At 69.8% G+C, this 20,720-nt stretch carries 18 protein-coding genes and 1 pseudogene; 5 read left to right on the top strand and 14 right to left on the bottom strand.

Features of this window, described 5'->3' with window-relative positions:
* Positions 1–45: 45 nt before the first annotated feature.
* Positions 46–420: a hypothetical protein gene (locus AB0J76_RS12355; RefSeq protein ID WP_352325848.1), complete on the top strand. Its 375-nt coding sequence runs from the start codon at positions 46–48 to the stop codon at positions 418–420.
* 337 nt (positions 421–757) lie between these two features.
* Here AB0J76_RS12355 and AB0J76_RS12350 read toward each other — a convergent pair whose 3' ends face one another.
* Together AB0J76_RS12350 and AB0J76_RS12345 are read right to left on the bottom strand one after the other, a co-directional pair.
* Positions 758–1,210, bottom strand: coding sequence for a hypothetical protein (locus AB0J76_RS12350; RefSeq protein ID WP_352325850.1), 453 nt, complete (start codon positions 1,208–1,210; stop codon positions 758–760).
* A 41-nt stretch (positions 1,211–1,251) separates the two neighbouring features.
* Positions 1,252–2,379, bottom strand: a complete 1,128-nt coding sequence (locus AB0J76_RS12345) for an FAD-dependent oxidoreductase (RefSeq protein ID WP_352325851.1) — start codon at positions 2,377–2,379, stop codon at positions 1,252–1,254.
* Between the two features lie 309 nt (positions 2,380–2,688).
* On the opposite strand from AB0J76_RS12345, the gene AB0J76_RS12340 reads away from it, so the two are divergent.
* Together AB0J76_RS12340 and AB0J76_RS12335 are read left to right on the top strand one after the other, a co-directional pair.
* Positions 2,689–4,302: a thiamine pyrophosphate-dependent enzyme gene (locus AB0J76_RS12340; protein WP_352325852.1), complete on the top strand. Its 1,614-nt coding sequence runs from the start codon at positions 2,689–2,691 to the stop codon at positions 4,300–4,302.
* A gap of 355 nt (positions 4,303–4,657) precedes the next feature.
* The gene (locus tag AB0J76_RS12335) at positions 4,658–5,191 is read left to right on the top strand and encodes a GNAT family N-acetyltransferase (protein ID WP_352325854.1); all 534 of its coding nucleotides are present in this window, start codon (positions 4,658–4,660) and stop codon (positions 5,189–5,191) included.
* Between the two features lie 258 nt (positions 5,192–5,449).
* Here AB0J76_RS12335 and AB0J76_RS12330 read toward each other — a convergent pair whose 3' ends face one another.
* On the bottom strand, positions 5,450–5,875 hold the full coding sequence (locus AB0J76_RS12330) for an RICIN domain-containing protein (RefSeq protein WP_352325855.1): 426 nt from the start codon (positions 5,873–5,875) through the stop codon (positions 5,450–5,452).
* Positions 5,876–6,129: 254 nt separating this feature from the next.
* On the opposite strand from AB0J76_RS12330, the gene AB0J76_RS12325 reads away from it, so the two are divergent.
* Positions 6,130–8,904 (top strand): hypothetical protein, encoded by a 2,775-nt coding sequence (locus AB0J76_RS12325; protein WP_352325856.1) that lies wholly within the window; start codon positions 6,130–6,132, stop codon positions 8,902–8,904.
* A gap of 461 nt (positions 8,905–9,365) precedes the next feature.
* Here the strand turns inward: AB0J76_RS12325 and AB0J76_RS12320 are convergent, their stop codons facing one another.
* The 5 genes and pseudogenes from AB0J76_RS12320 to AB0J76_RS12300 all read right to left on the bottom strand — a co-directional run.
* Positions 9,366–9,620 carry a hypothetical protein gene (locus AB0J76_RS12320; RefSeq protein WP_352325857.1) on the bottom strand — a complete coding sequence of 85 codons (255 nt, stop codon included), beginning with the start codon at positions 9,618–9,620 and terminating at the stop codon, positions 9,366–9,368.
* Positions 9,621–9,672: 52 nt separating this feature from the next.
* Positions 9,673–9,828: a hypothetical protein gene (locus tag AB0J76_RS12315; RefSeq protein ID WP_352325858.1), complete on the bottom strand. Its 156-nt coding sequence runs from the start codon at positions 9,826–9,828 to the stop codon at positions 9,673–9,675.
* A 324-nt stretch (positions 9,829–10,152) separates the two neighbouring features.
* On the bottom strand, positions 10,153–10,893 hold the full coding sequence (locus AB0J76_RS12310; RefSeq protein WP_352325859.1) for an Imm52 family immunity protein: 741 nt from the start codon (positions 10,891–10,893) through the stop codon (positions 10,153–10,155).
* Positions 10,894–10,895: 2 nt separating this feature from the next.
* Positions 10,896–12,539: a Tox-REase-5 domain-containing protein gene (locus tag AB0J76_RS12305; RefSeq protein ID WP_352325860.1), complete on the bottom strand. Its 1,644-nt coding sequence runs from the start codon at positions 12,537–12,539 to the stop codon at positions 10,896–10,898.
* Between the two features lie 302 nt (positions 12,540–12,841).
* A pseudogene (locus AB0J76_RS12300) lies at positions 12,842–13,692 on the bottom strand (transposase); the annotation flags it as partial.
* Positions 13,693–13,771: 79 nt separating this feature from the next.
* Between AB0J76_RS12300 and AB0J76_RS12295 the strand changes: the two are divergent.
* Positions 13,772–14,185 carry a hypothetical protein gene (locus AB0J76_RS12295; protein WP_352325861.1) on the top strand — a complete coding sequence of 138 codons (414 nt, stop codon included), beginning with the start codon at positions 13,772–13,774 and terminating at the stop codon, positions 14,183–14,185.
* 24 nt (positions 14,186–14,209) lie between these two features.
* On the opposite strand, the gene AB0J76_RS12290 is transcribed toward AB0J76_RS12295, so the two are convergent.
* Genes AB0J76_RS12290 through AB0J76_RS12265 form a run of 6 tightly spaced genes read right to left on the bottom strand, consistent with a single transcriptional unit; the run spans position 14,210 to position 20,718 of the window.
* Positions 14,210–15,019: a hypothetical protein gene (locus tag AB0J76_RS12290; RefSeq protein ID WP_352325862.1), complete on the bottom strand. Its 810-nt coding sequence runs from the start codon at positions 15,017–15,019 to the stop codon at positions 14,210–14,212.
* A gap of 50 nt (positions 15,020–15,069) precedes the next feature.
* Positions 15,070–16,701 (bottom strand): amidohydrolase, encoded by a 1,632-nt coding sequence (locus tag AB0J76_RS12285; protein WP_364389423.1) that lies wholly within the window; start codon positions 16,699–16,701, stop codon positions 15,070–15,072.
* Positions 16,702–16,711: 10 nt separating this feature from the next.
* The gene (locus tag AB0J76_RS12280) at positions 16,712–18,124 is read right to left on the bottom strand and encodes an amidase (protein WP_352329871.1); all 1,413 of its coding nucleotides are present in this window, start codon (positions 18,122–18,124) and stop codon (positions 16,712–16,714) included.
* Entirely contained in the window at positions 18,121–18,936 is an 816-nt protein-coding gene (locus AB0J76_RS12275; RefSeq protein ID WP_352329869.1) for an ATP-binding cassette domain-containing protein, read from the bottom strand. Before AB0J76_RS12275 ends, AB0J76_RS12280 begins: the two co-directional genes overlap by 4 nt.
* Positions 18,929–19,885 carry an ABC transporter ATP-binding protein gene (locus AB0J76_RS12270; RefSeq protein WP_352329867.1) on the bottom strand — a complete coding sequence of 319 codons (957 nt, stop codon included), beginning with the start codon at positions 19,883–19,885 and terminating at the stop codon, positions 18,929–18,931. Before AB0J76_RS12270 ends, AB0J76_RS12275 begins: the two co-directional genes overlap by 8 nt.
* The gene (locus tag AB0J76_RS12265; RefSeq protein ID WP_352329872.1) at positions 19,885–20,718 is read right to left on the bottom strand and encodes an ABC transporter permease; all 834 of its coding nucleotides are present in this window, start codon (positions 20,716–20,718) and stop codon (positions 19,885–19,887) included. The genes AB0J76_RS12270 and AB0J76_RS12265 overlap by 1 nt, the downstream gene beginning before the upstream one ends.
* Positions 20,719–20,720 lie beyond the last annotated feature (2 nt).

Genomic DNA, 20,720 nt, shown 5'->3' with positions numbered 1-20,720 from the left:
AGACTCGCCGAGTCCATACCGACTGGCCGAAGGGGCCGGTTGGCCATGCCTGCTACACGGACCCTCGATCCTCAGCCGTCACAGCGAGAAGCATCTGCCGGGCTGGACTTCAAGGCAACCGAAGTCTCCCGCTGTCCCGCCGATGCCCGGCTCGATCGTCTCGTACGGGAACTCCGCGCGACCTCCGGCGCCTTCGCTCATCACTGGGCCGCGCAGACGACCGGCGCCCCCCATACGACCGACGCGAAGACCATCCGGCACCCTCAGGTCGGCGACATCCTGCTCGACCGCGACGTCCTCGTCGTTCCCGGCGCCGACCTGCGCCTGGTCACCTACACGGCAGCGGCCGGAAGCGCCGAGGACGGAAAGCTCGATCTTCTCCGCGCCACGGGAGGCCGCCTCGCCGCCACCCGTCGCTGACCGGCTGCAGCAGGGTGATGACCCATCCGGGGCGGGGACGGCTCCGAAGCCTGGGGGGCCGGTGCCGTGCCGGTCGGGACAGGAAGGGGCTGTATGGGAGCGCGTGACCGGTCGCCGGTGAGCCAGGACTGTCCACGACGAGACGGCCCAGCCGCTGTCGGGCGTGGCGTAGCCGTGTTCCGGCGGCACCCCGGATGGCGTCGCCTCCATCGGCCCTGCGCGTGGTGGTCAGGGCGGCGTCCGAGCTGTCGTACGCGGGACTGCCGGAGGCGGCGCGGCGCCGGTGCTGTCCGCTGCGAAGCCGCCATCCCCATCGCTGCCGTCAACGGCTGGCTCGTCATTCTTCGACCGTGGGATACGTGGTGGTGACGCCGCTGTCGGCGTCGTAGGAGTCGGAGAGTTCGATCGTCGATGGCTTCAGGTCGTGGACCGCCTGTTTGCACTCGATCTCGAAGACGATCTCGGTAGGGGTGCTTCCGACTTCTTTGAGGTAGAGCTCCAGTCGCTGATTCAACTGATCTGTCTCGTCTATGTCGTACAAGCTTACGAGGCCGCCTGCGACGAGGGCGTCGAGCGAGTCCCTGACTGGCGTGAATCCGCGGAGCATTTCGCACTCGATCATCGCCAGGTCCGTGGCGGGTTGCGACGAGTTGAGAAGGCGGGCAGTGATGTGCAGGGTCACTCTCTCCCCCTTCTCCGCCGTGTCGTCCGGTCCGGGCAGATGCCACGGCGTACCGTCCTGGGCCAGGCACTTGGCTTGGACGCTGAATCCCTGAACTGTCTGAGTCATTGCCGCCTTGTCACTTCCTGTGGTTGCTGACTTTCCCGCGTTCAGTCATGGGCGATCGACAGTCTCGGATCGACCAGGCGCTCGTTGCGCGGATGGTGCACGTGGAAGTCCGGCATCGGCACCGCGGGCGCCTGACCGAACACGCCGGCCATGTAATCCACCAGGCCTTTGCATCTGTCGGGATCGAACACCTCCTGGTCGTTCTCCTCGACGGTGCCCCCGATGACGACGTGGTCATGGCGCGGGAACATGTACCCCTTCTGCCCGTACAGGTATTCCAGGTCCGGCTGCGGCCGCAACATCGCGAGCTGTCCTCGGTACGAGATCATCTCGTTGTCGTTCCACAGTTCCTTCGCGCCGAGCCCGGTGCAGTTGATGATGACTTTCTGCGTCAGGGACGTGAGCACGTCCGTGCTGTTGATGAATCTCCGGCTCACGAACATGACGCCGCGCGCCCTCAGGTCGCGTTCCAGCCGGGGAATGAGGATCGGCGGTTCGACGAGCAACGTCCGGTACCTGTATCCGGAGGTGTTGTGGCCCGCGAACGGCAGGCGCGGGAGATATTCGCGCGGCGGCAGCAGTCCCGGCACGAGTTCGTGCACCACGTCGATTCCCGAGGTGGGACGGACGCTGTAGTTGTCGACCTCGGACACGCCGAAGCCCTTGCCGATGCCGGCCTTGAACATCGTGTAGGCGGTCGCGAGGATGTACTGGAACTCCTGCACCTTGGCGAAGTCCTTGGAATACTCCAGGATCGACGCGGCCCACTGGCCGCCGGCCTTGTACGACGTGGTCTCGACCGGCTTGCGGTCGGAATAGATCGTGACGTTCAGCCCGAGGTCGAGCAGCAGGGACGCGGCGGTCATTCCCATGACGCCAGCGCCGATCACCGCGATCTCCCTTTCGATGATCATGGTATCGGCCTGGCGTTTGAGGACCATGTCCCGCACCGCGGCGGCGCAGCCCCAGCTCAGCGTGATGCCTCCACCGCCGTGGCCGTAGTTGTGGATGACGAACTTGTCGCCGAGCTCCTCTCCTTCGAGCCGATAGGAGTGCTTGCGGTAGGGCCTCAGACCCGCGACGCACGCGCCCGGCTCATGGGGATCGAAGGTGAAGTCCGGAGTGGGCAGGTGGGCAGGTGTGCTCACTCCACGCTCGTCCAGCAGCATGTCGGGCTCCGGTGATCAGACGCTTGGCCGTCGATGGGTACGCATACCCGTGCAGGCGTCCGCTCCTTCCCCCGACTCCAACGCTTGACCGGCTTCTGGACGACTGTTTCCAAGACGGCGACGACGTCCGGCCGAGCCGCATATAGACGTCTTGACCTGCGGAAACACCAGCCCTGAGCAACGTCAAGGCACGGCTCCCGCGCGTTCGCCCGGCCGGCCGCGCGGGTAGGCGTCCCAAGCGGCCGGACGATCCGTGCCTGTCCTTTCCGACTGATCTGCCGTACGGCGGGCATGCCCAGGAGCGTCATCGTGCCCTTCACCGTTGCCGACTACATCCTCGAGCGGCTGAGCCAGCAACAGGTCGACACCCTGTTCGGTGTGCCCGCCGCATATGGTGCCCCGCTGTTCGACGCGGTGGGCGCGCACCACATCACGCCGGTCGTGACGGCCACCGACCTCGAAGCGGGATACGCGGCCGACGGTTACGCGCGCATGAAGGGCCTCGGCGCCGCCGCGGTGGCCAACGGCGTCGGCATGCTCAGCATGATCAACGCCATCGCCGGCGCGTTCGTCGAGCGCAGCCCGGTCGTCGTCGTGAACGGCGGCCCGAGCGCCGCGAACCGGGCCAACCTGAAGAACCTGGACGTCCTGTTCTCGCACTCGACCGGCCAGCCCGACGGAGACCTCAACGCCTACCGGCTGGTCACCGCGAGCGCCGCCCGCGCCGAGCAGGCCGCCGACGTGCCCGGCCTGGTCGACAGCGCGATCTCGACGGCGATCAGGAAGAAACGGCCGGTCTACATCGAGATCGATCGGACCATCTGGACGGCGGCCTGTACGCCCCCGGCCGGCGCGCTGCCCGTCACCGATCCGGCGGCGGGCACGGAGCAGCAGCTCGCCACCGCGATCGTGGGCCTCGTGCGCGCCGCCACGAAACCCGTGCTCCTGCTGGGCGTCGAGGTCCAGCGTTACGGACTGGCCGACAAGGTCGCCGCCCTGATCGCCAAGCTCGGTGTCCGCTGGTCGACCCAGGTGCTGGCCAAATCGGTGCTGTCCGAACAGGACGACGGCTGGGTCGGGGTCTTCGCCCCGCCGAGCTGCCAGCCCCCCGAGGTCCGGGACGCGGACCTGATCGTGATGCTCGGCTGCGTCTTCCCCGGCAGCTACGCCACGTTCATCCAGAACAACACCGACCATATCGTCACCGCCTACGACGGCAAGGTGAAGATCAAGAACGGGAGCAAGCAGAACGCGGACATCACCGCCCTGGTGACCGCACTCGTGGCCGAGGCGGCGAAGGAGGCGCCGGTTCCCCTCTCCGCGGCCGTCGACCCGGCCCCGCCCGTCGCCACCGGCCCGCTGACCTACGCCCAGGTGTTCGATCGCGTCGGCGCCGCCCTGGACGCCACATGGCTGGCGATGCCGGACACCTTCCTCGGCGGCGCTTCTGCGGCGAACCTGCCGGTCAAAGGCCGCGACGGGTTCCTGAGCAGCGCCGTGTGGGCCTCCATCGGCCATTCCGTGGCCGCTGCCGTCGGCGCGTCCTTCGGGTCGAGCAGGCGTCCCCTGGTCATCTGCGGCGACGGCGGCTTCCACATGACCGCCCAGGCACTGTCCACGTTCGTACGCTATGACCGCAACCCCGTCGTCGTGGTCATCGACAACGGCATCTACGGCCTGGAGCAGTACCTCATCGACTCGGACTACTTCACCGACCCCGGCGTGACGCCGAAGCCCTACGTCCTGCTCAACCAATGGGACTTCGTCAAGTTCGCCGACGCGCTGGGCGTCCGGTCCACGTACTCCGTCGACACCGCGGCGGAGCTCGACCAGGCGCTCGCCACCGTGAAGACGTCGTCCAGCGCTCCGGCGCTGATCGTCGCGAAGGTCGACTCGCGCGGGCTGCCTGCAGTGCTGCCCTGAACCACCGTCCGAACCCACCTCCTGACGCAATGAGGGGCGCGTCGCCGCAATGCCGCGCGAGGACGCTCCGGCGCCCTCGACGACCTCACATGCTCTGCCGGGAGGGCGGAGCACGTACGAGTGAAAGGGGCAGTGAATCGCTGAACCAGCGTTCGGGATCGAGGCGAGGGACGGCCTTGGGACGACGCGGATCGAGCGGACCGCCTGTCCGCAGCTCAGACGGTTGACGTGGGCGCGGGTGCTGCACGTGTTCTTCGGTCCGCCCGTACTGGCATCGTGCCGGCATCCCCCACCAACAGGGTCACCGTCCAAGGTCGATCAGCATTGGGTTAGGTTGATCGGGATGAGGACATATGTGGATCTGCCGGCGGAGCTGGTGACCGAGCGGCTGCGGTTGCGGCGGTGGGTGCCGTCGGATGCGGAGGAGTTCCGCGGGTTGTGGCTCGAACGGGATCCGCGAGTGCCGGCGGCCCGGCGGATCGACGCCGAGGGACGGCCGACGGTCGAGGACGTCCGCAGCTGGCTCATTGACAATCCGCTGACGGCGGCTCCTGGGCTCGGGTTGCTGGCCATAGAGCTGCGCGACACCGGCGAGTTCATCGGGTATTGCGGATTGACCGTCGGCCAGGGATCGTTCGACGAACCCGAGATCGCGTACGAGCTGGCACGACGAGCTCACGGCCATGGTTATGCGACAGAAGCCGCCCGTGCGGTCTTGGAAGCCGCGATCCGAACAGGGCGTCGCCGCCTCTGGGCGACTGTACGGGAGTGGAACACACCCTCGTTCCGCGTCCTTGAGAAACTCGGCTTCCACCGAAGCGACCGCATCGACGAGGACAGCGAACACGGTGACTCGATCTGGATGACGCGCGTACTCGACCCGCGCTAGGGACGCGTGCATCGGCTCGCCAGATCACGCAGCTCGCGCCGGTGGCCACCGCCGAAGGCCTCGACGGGACGCAAAGGGCGGGAGTCGCCGGGCAGGCGTTCGGTGCGGCCGCGCGCGGCGGCCGCCTGCCGGCCTCCAGGGTCCCTTGTCGCGGATGTAGTCGCGGTCGCGCTGGACGGAGACGGCAGGCCCCGCCAGCTGAGTCACGATCTTGGGTGGGTACTGAGACGCCTGGCCCGTTGCCGGGGCCATCGGATCCTATTCCCAGCTGACGCCGACCTGCCGGAAGCGCCACAGTTGGTTATTGCCGGATCCGGGCCCGCCGCAGGTGCCCTGAATGACGTTCGCTCCGTGCTTGGTGCTGGCATAGGCGACATCGAGGCACAGGCCGCTGTGCCGGGCGATGAGGCGGATGTAATTGCCGGAGGCGCCGCTGTCGACGATGCGCCACTGCTGGTTGTAGCCGCTGCCGCGGGGAGCGCAGGTGCCCTGGATGACGTTGGCGGCGTGCCCGGTTCTGGCGTACGCCACGTCCAGACACTTTCCGCTGTGCTGAGCCACGACCTGGTACCAGTACACCGGACCGGCCGACGACGCCGACGCCACCGCCGAGGCGGGCACGCAGAGCGTGCCGGCCAGCAGACCGGCTGACGCAACGGCTACGGCGAGTCGCCTACCACTCATGATCTCTCCTGCGCTTCCTCGGTGACACGGGCTGAACTCCCCTACCGTCACCGGCCCAGGCGAGATCGGTCATGAGTAACCCCGTACTCGGATTTCGACCCGCGCCTCACCCCGGAAGTTCAGGGACTGGACGGGTCGTTGCCCGGCTGTGGAACCACCGTCGCAGGGGTGGCGGCCAGGCTGTGGCCGCCGCCGGAACAGGATGAGTACGGGCTACTCATGACGGCACGAGCGCGGGCGCCGACACTCGGCCCATGCTTATCCGCCGCGTGATCGTGCCGCTCGTCCTATTCGTCGTCGCCGCCCTGCTCGGCGCCCCCGCGGGGCACGCCGACGGCGCGGTGCACGGTGAGTGCGAGTTCCTCGGGACCTCGCCCCTGTCGCTCGCGGAGGGCGAGCGGCCCCGTGCCCGTATCACCTTCCTCAATGACAGTCAGGAGAGCGGCTGGTTCACCGCCACGGTGGAGGCCGGGTTCCACTACTGGCACGCCACGCCGTTCTACCGGCAGTTGTTGTCGGCCGAGACGGGGCTGGTGCAGGGGGAGTTCGACCTGCCGCCGGCGTACGCGGAGGGCCTCGGTGACGCGAGCGGCCTGCGGATCGACATCACCTCGACGCTGTCGGGCGACACGACGATCGGCACCTGCTCCACCACCCTGAAGGTGCACACCGGCCGTGACACCGACCAGGACGGGCTGCTGGACGACTGGGAGACCAACGGCATCGACTACGACCAGGACGGCACGGTCGATCTCGCGCTGAACCAGCCCCCGTACAGCGCCGACCCGAACAAGAAGGACATCTTCGTCGAGCTGGACGCGATGTTCTGCCTGGCGTCGTACTGCCGGCGCTCCAGGGAGCTCGACCCGAACGCCATCAGCCAGGTGGTGACCGCCTTCGCGGCGCACGGCATCACCCTGCACGTCCGTACCGGGGAGCGGGCCGGCGAGGCGGAGCGGGTCACGTTCGACACCAAGAGCCCCGGCAGCTGGGACGACTTCGACGATGTCAAGTTCGGCGACCCCGCCATCGCCTGCGACGGGAACTTCGGCGACGTGCTCGACCGGATCTCCCGCAACTGCGAGAACATCCTGGGCGCCAAGCGGCTGGCGTTCCGCTACGCCGTGTCGGTGCACGGGCTGACCGGCCTCGGCACCACATCGGGCCAGGCAGAGGCGGGCGACGACACCCAGCAGCACGTCGACCTGGCCCACCTGGCCCGCGTCGCCCTGCCGGGCGGCAACGACTTCGTCATCTCGCTCGGCGCGTGGGACAACACGCGGATCACCGCCAACGGCGGCCAGACCGCGGCGGAGGCGGGCACGTTCATGCACGAGCTCGGCCACACGCTCGGGCTGCAGCACGGCGGCCTGGACAGCATCAACTGCAAGCCGAACTACCTGAGCGTCATGAACTACTCCTACCAGTTCCCCACGGCGTCCACCGCGTCCCGCCCCCTGGACTACCAGCCCCAGGAGCGCGCCCCCATGAACGAGGACCAGGGGCTCGACGAGGTGGGCGACGCCCTGCCGGGAGCGGGTAGCGCGACGGTCGTGTACGGGACGGTGGTGGCCGGAAGACCCGGAGTCGCGCTGACCACGCCGGCCAACAAGCCGGTCGACTGGAACGGCGACGGCACCAGGGCGACGAGCCAATCCGGGGACGTCAACCACATCATCATGGGCCCCGACACCACGTCCTGCCCCGTCTCCCCCAAGCAGACCCTCACCTCCTGGAACGACTGGGACCACCTGAACCTCAACTTCCGCGAGAGCCCCTGGTTCGAGGACGGCGCGCACAAGGGCGTGCTCGGCCTGGGCAGCGCCGAGATCACCGCCGAGGCCGCCGCGAGTCTCAACCCGCCGATCGACCTCACCGCCGCCAAGACCGTGGACAGGCAGGACGCCTCCCCCGGCGACCGGCTCACCTACACCGTGGCCGTGGGCAACAAGGGACCCGCCACCGCCACGGCGGTGAAGATCGACGACACGATGCCCGGCGGCGACGTCGTCCACCGCACGACGTCCGACGTGCCGGCGGGCGGCTCCGCGCGGGAGACGTTCACCTACGACGTCCCCTGTGCGACCACGGACGGGACGGTCCTGACGAACACGGCGGCCGTGTCGGGGACCAATGAGCGCGGATACGCCGAGACCGGCACCCTGTCCGACAACACCGCCGGGGTGTCCACCACGGTGCACCGGCCGGTGATCGGCGTGGCGGCCACCGCGCCCGCCACCGTCGACGCCGGCGAGGCCGCCGCCTACACCCTGACCTACCGCAACACCGGCGGGGCCGCGGCCTCCGGCGCCACGCTCACCGCCACGCTGCCCGCCGGCCTCTACTACAGCACCGCGCTCGACCAGGGCGCCGGGCCCCGCCCCGGCTCCGTGAGCAGGAACGCCGACGGCACCACCACGCTGCGCTGGGCCATCGGCACGCTGCCCGCCGGCACGGGGACCGGCACGATCGCCTTCACCGCGCGGCCGAGCCTGCTGTTCCTGGACGCGGCGACGGTCACCGTGCCGGTCTCGCTGAGCGCCGACGGCTCCGGCCCGTGCCCCACCAGCCCCGCCGCCGCGACGGCGGAAACGCGGATCACGACCGTCTCCCCCAGCCGCGACCCGGGGCTGGTCACGTTCTGGGCGCTGCGGCCCGACCTGCGCACCGCCGAGGCGCTCGCCCGCGTCCAGGCCACCGACGACCGCTTCGACGGCGCCGACGGCTCGGCCGCGAACGGGGCGCTCTCCCTGCGGGAGTCCACCGCCGTCCTCACCCTGCCGCTGACGCAGCCGCGCACACTACGGGCCGAACTGCTGGCCACCACGCTCAACCTGGCCGACCGCCGGATCAACGCCGGCACCGCCGTGGACGGCCTCACCGCGCGGGCCCTGGGGGTGCGGACGGTGGGCGAGGCCGTCCGCCACGCCCAGGCCACCCTCGCGCAGCCGCCCACGCTGGACAACCTCATCCGCTACACGAAGGCGACCCAGCTGCTCGCCGAGATCAACTCGGGTCTGGCGACCTAGCCATGTGCTTCCGAGGTGGCCGCCCGCCGGTGGCCACCTCGGTGGCCACCCCCGTGGGGGCTTCGGTCGCGGCGGGACGGAGCTGGGCCGCGCGGATGCGGGATCGTACGGTCGAAGCAGTAGATCCCGTATTGCTCCTGGAAGACGTCGGTGAGCTGCGTGTAGCAGGAGCCGAACATCAGGGATCGTTCAGCAGGACCCCGACCAGCCCGGCGAACCGCAGCTTTCGGCACCGGGCGTCAGCGCTGGGATGCGCCCGAATCCGCATGGAGATTGTCTCGGATGCGCTGACCTGCGATCCAGCCATTCCGGAACCGGCCAGAACAGGCGTGCCCGATCAGCGCCACCTGACGGCTGGGGACAGCTTCGGGAGAAGGACGCCCCTCTGAGCCTCACCCAGAGTGCCTGACCGAGATCGCCAGCGTCAACGGCCACTACCTCGCCATAGTCCAGGACCTCACTCATCGTCGGTGTTCCCCGGTCCCGCGCCGTTCCAGTTCGGCGCGGCCCGCGTCGGTGAGGTGCCAGCGGTGACCATTCGCAAGATCGTCCCGCTCGTCGCGAATCAGCCCCTGTTCGGCCAGCCACTTGAAGGCAGCGCGCTTCGCCCAGTCGCCCCACAAGGTGTTCACGTCGCCAGTGATCACTGTGGAGTCCCGGATGCGGATCAAGAGCTTGCGTTGCCCCTCGGTGAGGTCGATCGGCGTGGCGTTCATCGCTGACCTCCGCGTCGCGTCTCGGACCAGATGCGGAGCTTCACGGTGGCGCTCATGAGGCATCATCGCCCTCGGCGCCGACGCTGATCAAGGCCGCATCGGCGATGGGCACCCCGGCCTGCGGGTGATGCCCGAAGAACACCTCGCGCTCGCACTGGAGTACCCAGACGTTGCCGCTCCGCTTGAGCGGTTCGACCACCTTGTGCATGCCCCGGTCGATCGCCGGCGTTCCCGGCCCTCGGCCGGCCTGCGTCGTGTAGACGATCCGGCGGCCAGGCTACACCTCGGGCGCGGGAGCGTACGTGTACTCGTGGCGCGTCCAGATGACCGTCATCAAGCGTCACCGCCCGACGTAGTCGCCACACCGTCGAGGTCGGCCGCTTCGATGACCGCCCGCGCGATCTGCCCTTCGGTGAGACCGGCCACGAGCATCATCTTGGACACCAGGAGTGGCGGCAGCCGCGACCATGGCGGCTCGGCTCGTCGCCTTCACCGCGTCACCGGCACTTGAGTGACAGCTTCATCGAACGGTTCACCAGGTCCCGCGGTCGTCAGGCACCGGCGTGAACGCGGGCGAGGCGGCGAGCGTTTGATCAAGCCGGACAACTGGGTCATCACTGCTCGCGCGGGTCACCTCCGCCCTCAGATCGATGAGCGCACCGCCGCCCAAGGGAGTGATCGTCCCCTCCGGCGGGGCCGGGGCCTCCGCCCAGCGGCGGGCCGACAGGTAGGTGACGTATCCGGCTCGCAGGTCGGACGGCCGCAGCGACCGATGTTCCTTGAGCCGGGCCCACAGTTGGGCGTGGCCCGCGTCCCCCCAGTCGATGTCCCAGTGCTCGGCGACGATGGTGAGGATGCCGGCGGCGACCTCCCAGCCGTGCGCCGCCACCTCTTCGCCCTGCATCGTCACCGTGATGCTGTTGCGGACCTCTGAGCCTTCGGCATGAGAGCCCACGGTTCCGCGGAACACGACGCTTCCCCCGTGCGGCGCGGTGCTCCAAGCGGAAAGGGTGAAGCCCAGCTCCGCCTTCGTGGCACCGAGTTCCACCTCCAGGTACTCGTCGAGGCGCGCCATTTCGGCCAGCAGGCTCCCTGCGTCGGGCTTGAGCGCAGGAGGATCCTTCTCATCCTCGTCCAGCGGCGAGTGCCAGGTGGTGAACAGCTCGGGAGCGGTGCGCTGAAGCCTCGTCAAGCAGGCGGCCCAGCGTTCGGCGCAGTCCTGCGCAGACTGCCGGCGAGGACCCCAGAATCCCCGCACCAGAATCTTGCGCACGATTATCTGATCTTCCAGTTCATCCGCTGATAGTCGACCTTGATGTTGATGCCCTCTTCTTCGAAGAACTCCCTGACGGCATCGGCCACCCGCTCGTTGGAGAACCTCCATTCGATGGACCTGCCGGTCCCCTTGGCGGCCTCGATCTGCCGATTGGCCTGAACCTTGAACTTGTCCGCCTGCTTCTTGGTGAGGTTTCCATGCTCGTCAAGCTTCTTACTGTAGCCAAGCTTGGCATCCAGGAGGACTCCCCGAGGGCCGTCGTACCCGTCGAACTTGACGCCGTTGACCTTGTACTCGCGGCTGATCCGAACGCCCGTGACCTGCTCCTGGTAACGCATCCAGTGCCTGCGCTTGGTGTAGTTGATTTTGATCCATCTGCCCGGTCCGCCGCCGGTCGTGCCCACCCGCGGCGTCCTCAGAACGCGGGCGTCAGTCACGATGTTGTCGGTGTCAGAGCTGGCAGAGGGGATTGCCTGCTGTTCCGCCTCAAGTGCCTTGATGGTGGCCGGGATCTCGGCTTTGACGAGGGCCCGGGCGAATCCGGTGGACTGCGCGTGGACGCTGTGGCTGCGGTTGGTGGCGGCGTGGTAGGAGACGCTGCAGGTGACGTCCGCTTCGCCGTTGGCAGGGATGGAGACCTGCCGCCGGCATGAGCCGGCAGGCCTGCCGTCCAGCTGGAAGTCGATGATGACGTCGGCGGTGATCGCGCCGACCTTGAGATAGGGGCTGTCGAGCTTTACCCGGTTGCTGATCGTGATGGTGGCGGTGCAGCCGCTGTTGTCACAGGGGGACAGCCTGCCGGAGCTCGCCGCCGAGAAGGCCACGCTGGAGTCGATGGCGCCCCTGAGGGCCTTGGCTTCCTGCTTGAGCTGGTCGATGAACGTCCGTGCCTGGGCACCCGTCATCGCGGAGACGGTGATGTTCAACCGGAAATCGTCACGCCATCGCGCCGGCCGCACGACGAGGGCGCCGCCGGAGAGACCGGTGCCGGTGATATGGGGGGTGGGAGGTGCCGGACCGCCGCCGGATGCCCCGGAATCGATGCGGACGATCTGGTACGGAGCAGTCGTCGTCACATAGATGGCGCCAATCGGCGCAGTCACCTTACGTGCCTGGACGCCGTTGACCTTGGTGACCGGGCCGCTCGACAAGTCGACCTGTCCGGACAGGCCCAGCAGCCGGGCAAGACTGGGCGGGGCGAGGAGCTTCGACAGCGCGAAACCGGCGGGTCCGGTGCTCATCTTGACCCAGCGCTTGGCGTACTCCTTGCTCAGGCGCGCAGTGGCGCCGTTCGTGCGCCAGTAGCCCGGTCCGGCTTTCACATAGGTGCTACCGCCGGCGGTGAATATCTTGATCTTCTGACCGCTCACGGTCACCGTGCCCGCCGTCGACCCCTTTGAGGTGACCTTGACGTCGAGGCCCAGCTGCTGGCCGCGGTCGGCCAGCGTTCCCCTGTAGTGAGCCGCCGGGAGCCCGGCCAGATGGCTGATCGCGCTGTTGACCTCCGTGGTCGCAGCGGGGCCTGCCGTGTTCACCGGGCGGGTCAGGCCGGGCAGGCGACCTAAGCTGCTGATCAGAAGGGTGAGCGCGACGGCCACCGCGGCCAGCGCCGCCACCGCTCCTCCGCCGACGAGGAACCACATCCGGCGACGATTCGGCGTCCGTCGGCCGACCGGCGGACCACCTGGAACCGGCGGGCCACCCGGGACCGGCGGGCCCGGGAAAGGAACGCCGGGAAAGGAAGGGCCAGGGGGTGGCAAGCCGGGCACGGGAGGACCGGTAGGCGGTGCCGGCCCGGACGCAGGAGGGCCGGAAGACCACGGCGGCCCAGACGCGGGAGGACCGATAGGCGGTGGCAGTTCTTCGCCCGGGCGATTCTCAGGCATGTCGCTCATCCCCCGCGACCTCGCTTCGTCAGCCCGTCAAGGTGCAACGTGATGATGCAGCGTTCGGCTGTGTTGCGCTGCTTGTAGAGATCGGGATCATGGGTGACCGGCCGGCCGCCGCCAGATCCGCGTTTCTTGCGGTTGGCTGCCTGGTCGGCCTTCTCCGGGATGACCGCCTTGATCCCGCGCCGGCGCAGGTAGGCGCGGTTGCCGCGCGAGGAGTAGGCCTTGTCCGCGGCCACCGCGCCCGGCGGGGTGCGCGGACGGCCGATCGCTAGCCGGACCTTGATGTGCTCCAGCACCGGGCGGAACTGCGGGCTGTCTCCGGCCTGGCCGGCGGTCAGGACGAAGGACAGCGGACGGCATCGACCATCGGCCGCCAGATGCACCTTGCTGGTCAACCCGCCCCGGGAGCGGCCCAGCTTGGCGGCCTTCAGCCGGAACCGGTATCGGCGTCGCAGCCGGCGCCGCTCGTTCCTCCCGTCGTCCCCGTCGACGTTGTCCCTGACCTCTTCGTCGCCGGGGTCGCCGTCGGGGGCGTTTTGCCCCTTTGGCGCAGCCCCCTTTCCTGCTCGACGGCTTCTTCCAGGGCTGCGCTCAGCTCACCGTCCAAGACCATCCCGGCGGCATGATGGTGGGCGCGGGCGGTGGTGGAGTCGACGCTGACCAGGGCGAGGCCGGCCTGTCCCCGGGCTGCGGCCTCGGCGATCATGGCCTGCATCAGCTGCTCGAACACGCCGTCCCGCGCCCAGGTACGGAACCGGTCGTATGCGGTGGACCATGGCCCGTACTCGATCGGCAGGTCACGCCAGGGGCTGCCGGTACGAAACCGCCACATCACCGCATTGAACAGCCGCCGCAGATCCGGGATCGGACCCCGCTCACCCAGAGGTAAGTGAGGCTCGATCAAGGACCATTCCTCGTCGGTGAGATCTCCACGTGCCCTGTTCGATGGCCTACCAGGGCCACCGGCCGTACTCTTCGACCAGGTGGCCCTGCTGTCCCAGGGCTACGAACGATGGCCCTTCACCGTGTCCGCCAACGTCGCCATCGGCCGCCACACCACCGGCCCCACCCCCGAAGCGCTCGCCTGCGCCGCCGCGGTCACCCGCGCGTACTTCCGGGACGCACCCGTGCTGGTCCTGGACGAGCCGACCGCCGCCCTCGACCCCCGCGCCGAGGCCGAGACCTTCGCCGGGGTGCGCGCCCTGGCCGGCGGACGCACGGTCATCCTCATCACCCATCGACTGCACTCCGTGCAGCACGCCGACCGCATCTTCGTCCTGCAGGACGGCCGGATCACCGAGAGCGGCAGCCACCAGGAGCTGCTGGCTCTCGGCGGCGAATACGCGCAGCTGTGGTCGTTGCAGGCAGCTCAGTACGGCATGGGCACCACCCCGTGAACACGGCCGGACGTGCCCGTCGGATCACCAGTCATCGGTGACGAGGCTCCTGGGCGGGGCCGTGATCTTGACCGGGCTCCCCCAACCTCGATAGATGATGTTCATCGTCATCGTCTCGACCTCATCGCCCCCGTACGCCGAGGTGAACCTCAGGATGGCGTGAAAGCGTCGCGGCAGATTGTCCGGGCCCACCCACAGCTTCCAGGTGATGGACCCGCGCCACGAGCCGCCCTCCTGCTCGGTTTCGAAGAACATGCCGGCCTGCCGCTCCCCCACCTCCGGAACCGTCACGACGCCGTTGAAGACCGTGGTCCGGACTCCCTCGAATGTTCCGCCGTCGCCGCTGAAGGCACCGTTGTGGGCGCCCAGCCTGAGGAATCCGGGGTTGATTCCGTTGATCAGGTCCTCTCCCCAGATGACGCCGGAAAGGTTCCGCCCGCCATAGGTCCATTTCCCCACCGTTGACGGCGACTTCCAGATGTACTTGCCGTCCTTGGAACGTACGTAGCCCTGGGAGTAGAAGTCCGGGCCGACGCTGATCTCCCGAGACCGGCCCGTCCCCCCTGCCTCCTGGGAGATCGTCGTGGTGTCGGCGGCGTACACGCCTGAGGCGTTGAAGCGGTACGCGCCGGACGCCTTGATGTCCCAGGTGGCCGGAGGCCCGCCGCGCCGCTTGACGGTGAACCGCACGCTGCCCTTCTTCGCGAACTGGTGCTGGATCGCTTCGACGACGGAGTCGAGGGACTGCGACTCAGGAGCCGCGCGAACGGCGCCGCCGGGAATCGTGACACTCAGCAGGCCGGCCATCACCAGCACGGCGCTCATGCGCTTCATGAGCCGATGATCGCAAACGGTGATCACCATCTCGTCACGGCGGCGAGCGGTCAGAAGGACGGATGCGCGTGCACCTGTCGTCCCTCCACGTAGGTGGCGAGGACGGTGATGCCGCCCAGGTCACCGGAGGGTACGGCGAACGGGTCGGCGTCGGTGACGATGAGGTCGGCGAGCTTGCCGGGCTCGATGGTCCCGGTCCTGGTGTCGAGGTGGTTGATCCGGGCGGTGCCGATCGTGTACGCCGACAGGGCCGCCGCCACCGAGAGGCGCTGCGCGGGCAGGAACGGCCGCCCCGATCCGTCGGGGAGCATCCGGTTGACGGCGACGTGGATGCCGAGGAACGGGTCCGGGCTGCTGACCGGCCAGTCGCTGCCCGCGGCGAGGGCGGCGCCCGAGCGCAGGAGGTCGCCGAAGGGGTACTGCCAGGCGGCGCGCCGGTCGCCGAGGAAGGGGATGGTCAGCTCGTCCATCTGCGGCTCGTGCGCCGCCCACAACGGCTGGATGTTGGCGGTGACCTCCAGGGCCGCGAACCGCGGCACGTCGTCGGGATGGACAACCTGGAGATGGGCGATGTGATGCCGGTTGCCCTTGCGCCCGTTGACCTTGAGCGCCGCCTCGAACGCGTCCAGCGCCTCCCGGGCGGCCCGGTCGCCGACGGCGTGCACGTGGACCTGGACCCCGACGGCGTCCAGCCGGGTGACGTAGGCGCGCAGGTCCTCGGGCCCGACGAAGCTGATGCCGCTGTTGCCGGTCCGGCATCCACAGCCGTCCAGGTAGGGGGAGGTCATGGCGGCGGTGTAGTTCTCCGCCACGCCGTCCTGCATGATCTTCACGCTGGTGGCTCTGAACCGTCCGGTGGTGGTACGGCGGGCGAGCAGTTCGGGGATCTGCTCCTCGCCCCGCTCTCGATCCCACCACAGGGCGCCGACCACGCGCCCGGTGAGTATGGAGGCGTCGGCGGCTGCTTCGTAGGCGCGCTGGACCTCCGGGCCGACCATCGCGTCCTGCCATGCCGTCACTCCGGCCTGGTGCAGGCGTCGCTGGCCGGCCTGGAGGCCGCGGAGCAGGTCCTCGTCCGTGGGCTCGGGCACGTGCCTGCCCACGAGCGAGGCGGCGCCCTCGTGCAGGGTTCCTTGAGGGGTTCCATCGGGTTCGCGCTCGATGCGCCCGTCGTTCGGGTCGGGGGTTCCGTCGTGGACGCCGCACAGCCGCAGGGCCTCGGTGTTGACCCATGCGCCGTGCCCGTCCCTGTTGGTCAGGTAGACCGGCCGGTCGGGGACGACTTCGTCGAGGGCGATCCGGCTCGGCGTGCCGCCGGGGAACCATTCCATGGACCATCCGCCGCCGGAGATCCAGCGCACCTCGGGATTGGCCGCGGCGTACGCGCGGACGACGGCAAGGGCGTCGGCGGCGTCCCGCGCCTCGTGCAGGTCGCACCGGGTCATGGAGAGTCCGGCCAGCACCGGGTGCACGTGGGCGTCCTGGAACCCGGGAAGCAGGGTCCGGCCGGCCAGATCGACGATCTCGGTCCGCGGGCCGGCCAGGTCGCGCACCTCCTCGACCTCGCCGAGCGCCAGGATCCGCCCGTCGCGTACGGCCAGCGCGCGGCTGGGAGCGCCGGCCATGGGGCGCACCCGGCCGTTGAGGAACACGATGTCGGCAGTTTTGTCGGCAAAAGTCATGAAAGTCTCCTCAGAGCTGCGGGCGGGTGGGCCACGGCAGGACGCGTTCGACGGCGGCGCCGATGTGGAAGACCGTCGCGTCGTCGTAGCTGCGGCCGACGATCTGCGTCCCCGTCGGCACGCCGTTCGACGCGAGACCGGACGGGACGTTGAGCACGGGGCAGCGGCTGGCGATGTTGAAGACGGTCGTCAGCGAGTACTCCAGGTAGTGGTCGAACTGGACCCCGTTGACCGTCAGCTTGGTGTCCACGTAGTCCTCGCCCGCGGGCAGCGCGGCGGTGCCCGCGGTGGGGCAGATCAGCGCGTCGTACCGGTCGAGCACGTCGCCGATCACGGCGTAGATGCGGCCCTCCAGCTCCAGCCCGGCCAGGAAGCCGTCCCGCGCCAGCGCGGCGCGCGAGTCCTCGGCGAAGGCGAGGGCGTAGGGCGTGAGCTCGTCGCGGTGCGTGTCCGCCACGCCGGCGACCATGGGACCGAAGATGGCGCCGAAGTGGATGAAGGCCGCGCGCATGACGTCGGCGCGCCGCAGCGGCACCTCCACCTGTTCCACGATGGCGCCGGCCGCGGCCAGCGCGTCGGCGACCGCGCGGGTGTTGGCCGCGACGTCCGGCTCGATCTCCCAGTTCCCCAGGTCGGGGGAATAGGCGATGCGCAACCCGGCGACGTCGCCGAGGCGTTCGGGGATGTGCACGGCGGGGCGGATGGACACGACGTCGGCCGGGTGCGGCCCGACGATGACGTTCTGCAGGAGCGCGCAGTCGGCGACGGTACGGGCCATCGGCCCGTCATGGCAGTAGTGGTCCAGGTTGTACGGCGACATCGCGGGCACCCGCCCGTAGGGCGGCTTGTATCCGACCGTGCCGGTGGCCGCGGCGGGCAGGCGGATCGAGCCGCCGATGTCGGACCCCGTGGCGAGCGTCGCCGTCCCCGACGCCAGGGCCGCGCCCGCGCCGCCGGAGGAACCGCCGGGCGAGTAGTCCAGGTTCCAGGGGTTACGGGTGAGGCCCCACAGCCGGGAGTGCGTGTAGGCGGCGCAGCAGAACTCCGGCGTGGTGGTGCGGGCATGGACGATCCCGCCGGCGGCGACGACCCGTTCGACGACCGGATGGGTGGTGTCGGCGACGTGGCCGGCGTGGGCCAGGGAACCGTCGCTGGCACGCCTTCCCGCGATCGGCTGCTCGTCCTTGGTGGCGACCGGCAGCCCTTCGAGCGGCCGCGGCGACCCGTTGCCGAGGTAGGCGCGCTCGGCCTTCCTGGCCTGATCGAGCGCCTCGTCGAACATCGTCTCGCTGAGCGCGTTGACCCGCGGCTCGACGGCCTCGGCCCGCTCGATGACCGCGGTCATGAGCTCGACGGGCGACAGGGCCCGGGTCCTGAACAGCTTCAGGGCTTGCGTGGCGGACAGGTGTGCGAGCTCACTCACATGATCTCCTGAAGGGCGCGCCGGTCGGCGGCGATCTGGGCGGGATCCCAGCCCGGCCGCGGCACGGAGTGCAGCAGCAGGCGGGTGTAGGGATGCTGGGGGGCGGCCAGGACCTGCGCGGTCGGCCCGGCCTCGACGACCTTGCCGCGGTGGAGCACGACGATGTCGTCGGCCGCGTGCCGGACCAGGGCCAGGTCGTGGGTGATGAACAGGTAGGCGATGTCGAGGTCGCGACGGATCCGCGCCAGCAGGTCGAGGATCTGCGCCTGGATGGACACGTCGAGCGCCGAGGTGGCCTCGTCCAGGATCAGCACCTTCGGCGCGGTGGCCAGCGCGCGGGCGATGGCGACCCGCTGGCGCTGCCCGCCGGACAACCGCCTGGGCCGTACGGCGGCCTCACGCTCGCCGAGCCCGACGCGCTCCAGCAGTTCCTCGCGCCGGGCCCGCCGGGCCTGCTTGTCCAGGGCGAAATGCAGGCGTAGCGGCTCCTCCACGCATTCGCTCACGCTGATCCGCGGATCCAGGGAGAGGTAGGGGTCCTGGAAGACCATCTGGATCTCGCGCGCCCGCGACAGCCTGGCCCGGCGGCCCCGCGGGGCGCGCGAGCGGTTCCGGCCCTCGACGCTGATCCGCCCGGCGTCCGGGAGCTCCAGGCCGACGAGCATCCGCGCGGTCGTCGTCTTGCCCGATCCCGACTCGCCCACCACGGCGAGCGAGCCGCCGGCCCGCAGCGAGAAGGAGACGCCGTCCACGGCCGCCTTGTGGCCGTACGCCTTGCGCAGCCCCTCGACCTCCAGCACGTTCTCAGTCATGGACCGGCTCTCCAGCTCTCAGGCACGCCACCTGCGCGCGTTCCAGGATCTCCAGGTCGGGCCGTCGCTCCCGGCATCGTTCGACGGCCAGAGCGCAGCGGGCCTCGAAGGCGCACCCGGCCGGGGACTCGGCCAGCGACAGCGGCCTGCCGGGCACGCCGTGCGGCGGCTCGGGGGACTCCAGCCGGGGCGTGGCCGCCAGCAGCCCGGCCGTGTACGGGTGCCGGGGGCGGGCGAAGAGCTCGCCGGTGGCCTGCTCCTCGACGATCCGGCCCGCGTACATCACGTAGATGCGGTCGCAGATGGCCGCGGCCAGCTCCAGGTCGTGGGTGACGAACAGCATGCCCATCCCGCGCGCGGTCCTGAGGTGGGACAGGATCGCGATGACCTCCGCCTGCGTCGTGACGTCCAGGGCGGTCGTCGGCTCGTCGGCGAGCAGCAGGTCGGGCTCCGCGGCCAGCGCCCCGGCGATCATCACTCGTTGCAGCATCCCGCCGGAGAACTCGTGCGGGTGACGGCGCAGCGCGGCTTTCGGGTCCTCGATGCCCACCGCCTCCAGCAGCCCCTCCGCCCGATCGAGAGCCTGCCGGTACGGCAGCCCGCCCGCCCGCAGTCCCTCGGTGACGAAGTCGCCGATCCGCCGGACGGGATTGATCGACGCCCGCGGATCCTGGAAGATCATCGCCACGCGCCGGCGGCGCAGGGCACGCAGCCCCGCGGCGGTCTGCGCCAGCACGTCCTGGCCGTCGACCAGGACGCGCCCGCTCACGGCGGTCCGCCCGGGCAGCAGGCCGAGCACGGCCCGGCAGGTGACGGACTTGCCCGACCCGGACTCGCCGACGAGCCCGACGGCCTCGCCCTGGGCGACGCGCAGCGACACCGCGTCCAGGATGGGCCGGGCCGCCTGGCCGGGCGCCAGCCGTACGGTCAGATCGTCGATCTGGAGCATCAGCGCTCCCTCCCGGAGACGCGGTCGGCGATGCCCTCGCCGACGACGCTGAAGGCCACCACCGTGATCACGACGGCCGCGCCGGGGGCCAGCGCGGGCAGCATGGCGCCCTGGAGCAGGGCGGAGGCCCCTTCGTTGATCATGGCGCCCCAGTCGGGGACGGGCGGTTGCGTGCCGAACCCGAGGAAGGACAGCGCCGCGAGGTCCATGAGCGCGTAGCCGAAGTTGATCGCCGACTGGGCGAGGATCAGCGGGACGACATTGGGGACCAGGTGTTTCAGGCAGATGACCCACCCGGACCAGCCCTGCACCCGGTAGGCGTGGATGTAGGGGCGGGACATCTCCCGCAGGGCGACGCCGCGCGCCAGCCGTCCGACGTAGGGGGTGTAGGCGATGCTCATCGCCACGACGGGCGCGGTCAGGCCGGGGCCGAACATGGCCACCAGCGTGATCGCCAGCAGCAGCGCGGGGAAGGCGAAGACGAAGTCCATGGCGCGGGACAGGACCGCGTCGAGCACACCGCCGGTCCAGGCGGCCAGGACACCGAGCAGGGTGCCCGCCACCGTCGACAGGGTCACCACCAGGAGCGGTCCGAGCAGTCCCGCCCGCGCGCCGTGGATCAGGCGTGACAGGATGTCGCGGCCGGACTGGTCGGCCCCGAGCAGGTGATCGGCGCTCGGGCCGCTCAACGCGGCAGAGAAGTCGATGGCGAGCGGATCGTGCGGCGCCACGACCGGCGCCAGGATCGCCACCGTCACCAGGACGGCCAGGACGGCGACGCCGGCGACGGTCATCCGGTCCGCGGGAAGCCGGTAGCGGCGGTGGAAGGTCACGG

The organism is Nonomuraea sp. NPDC049624 (assembly GCF_040675255.1).
Lineage (GTDB): Bacteria > Actinomycetota > Actinomycetes > Streptosporangiales > Streptosporangiaceae > Nonomuraea.
Note: the sequence above shows the minus strand (reverse complement) of the source record. Positions and strands in the feature narration are given on the sequence as shown.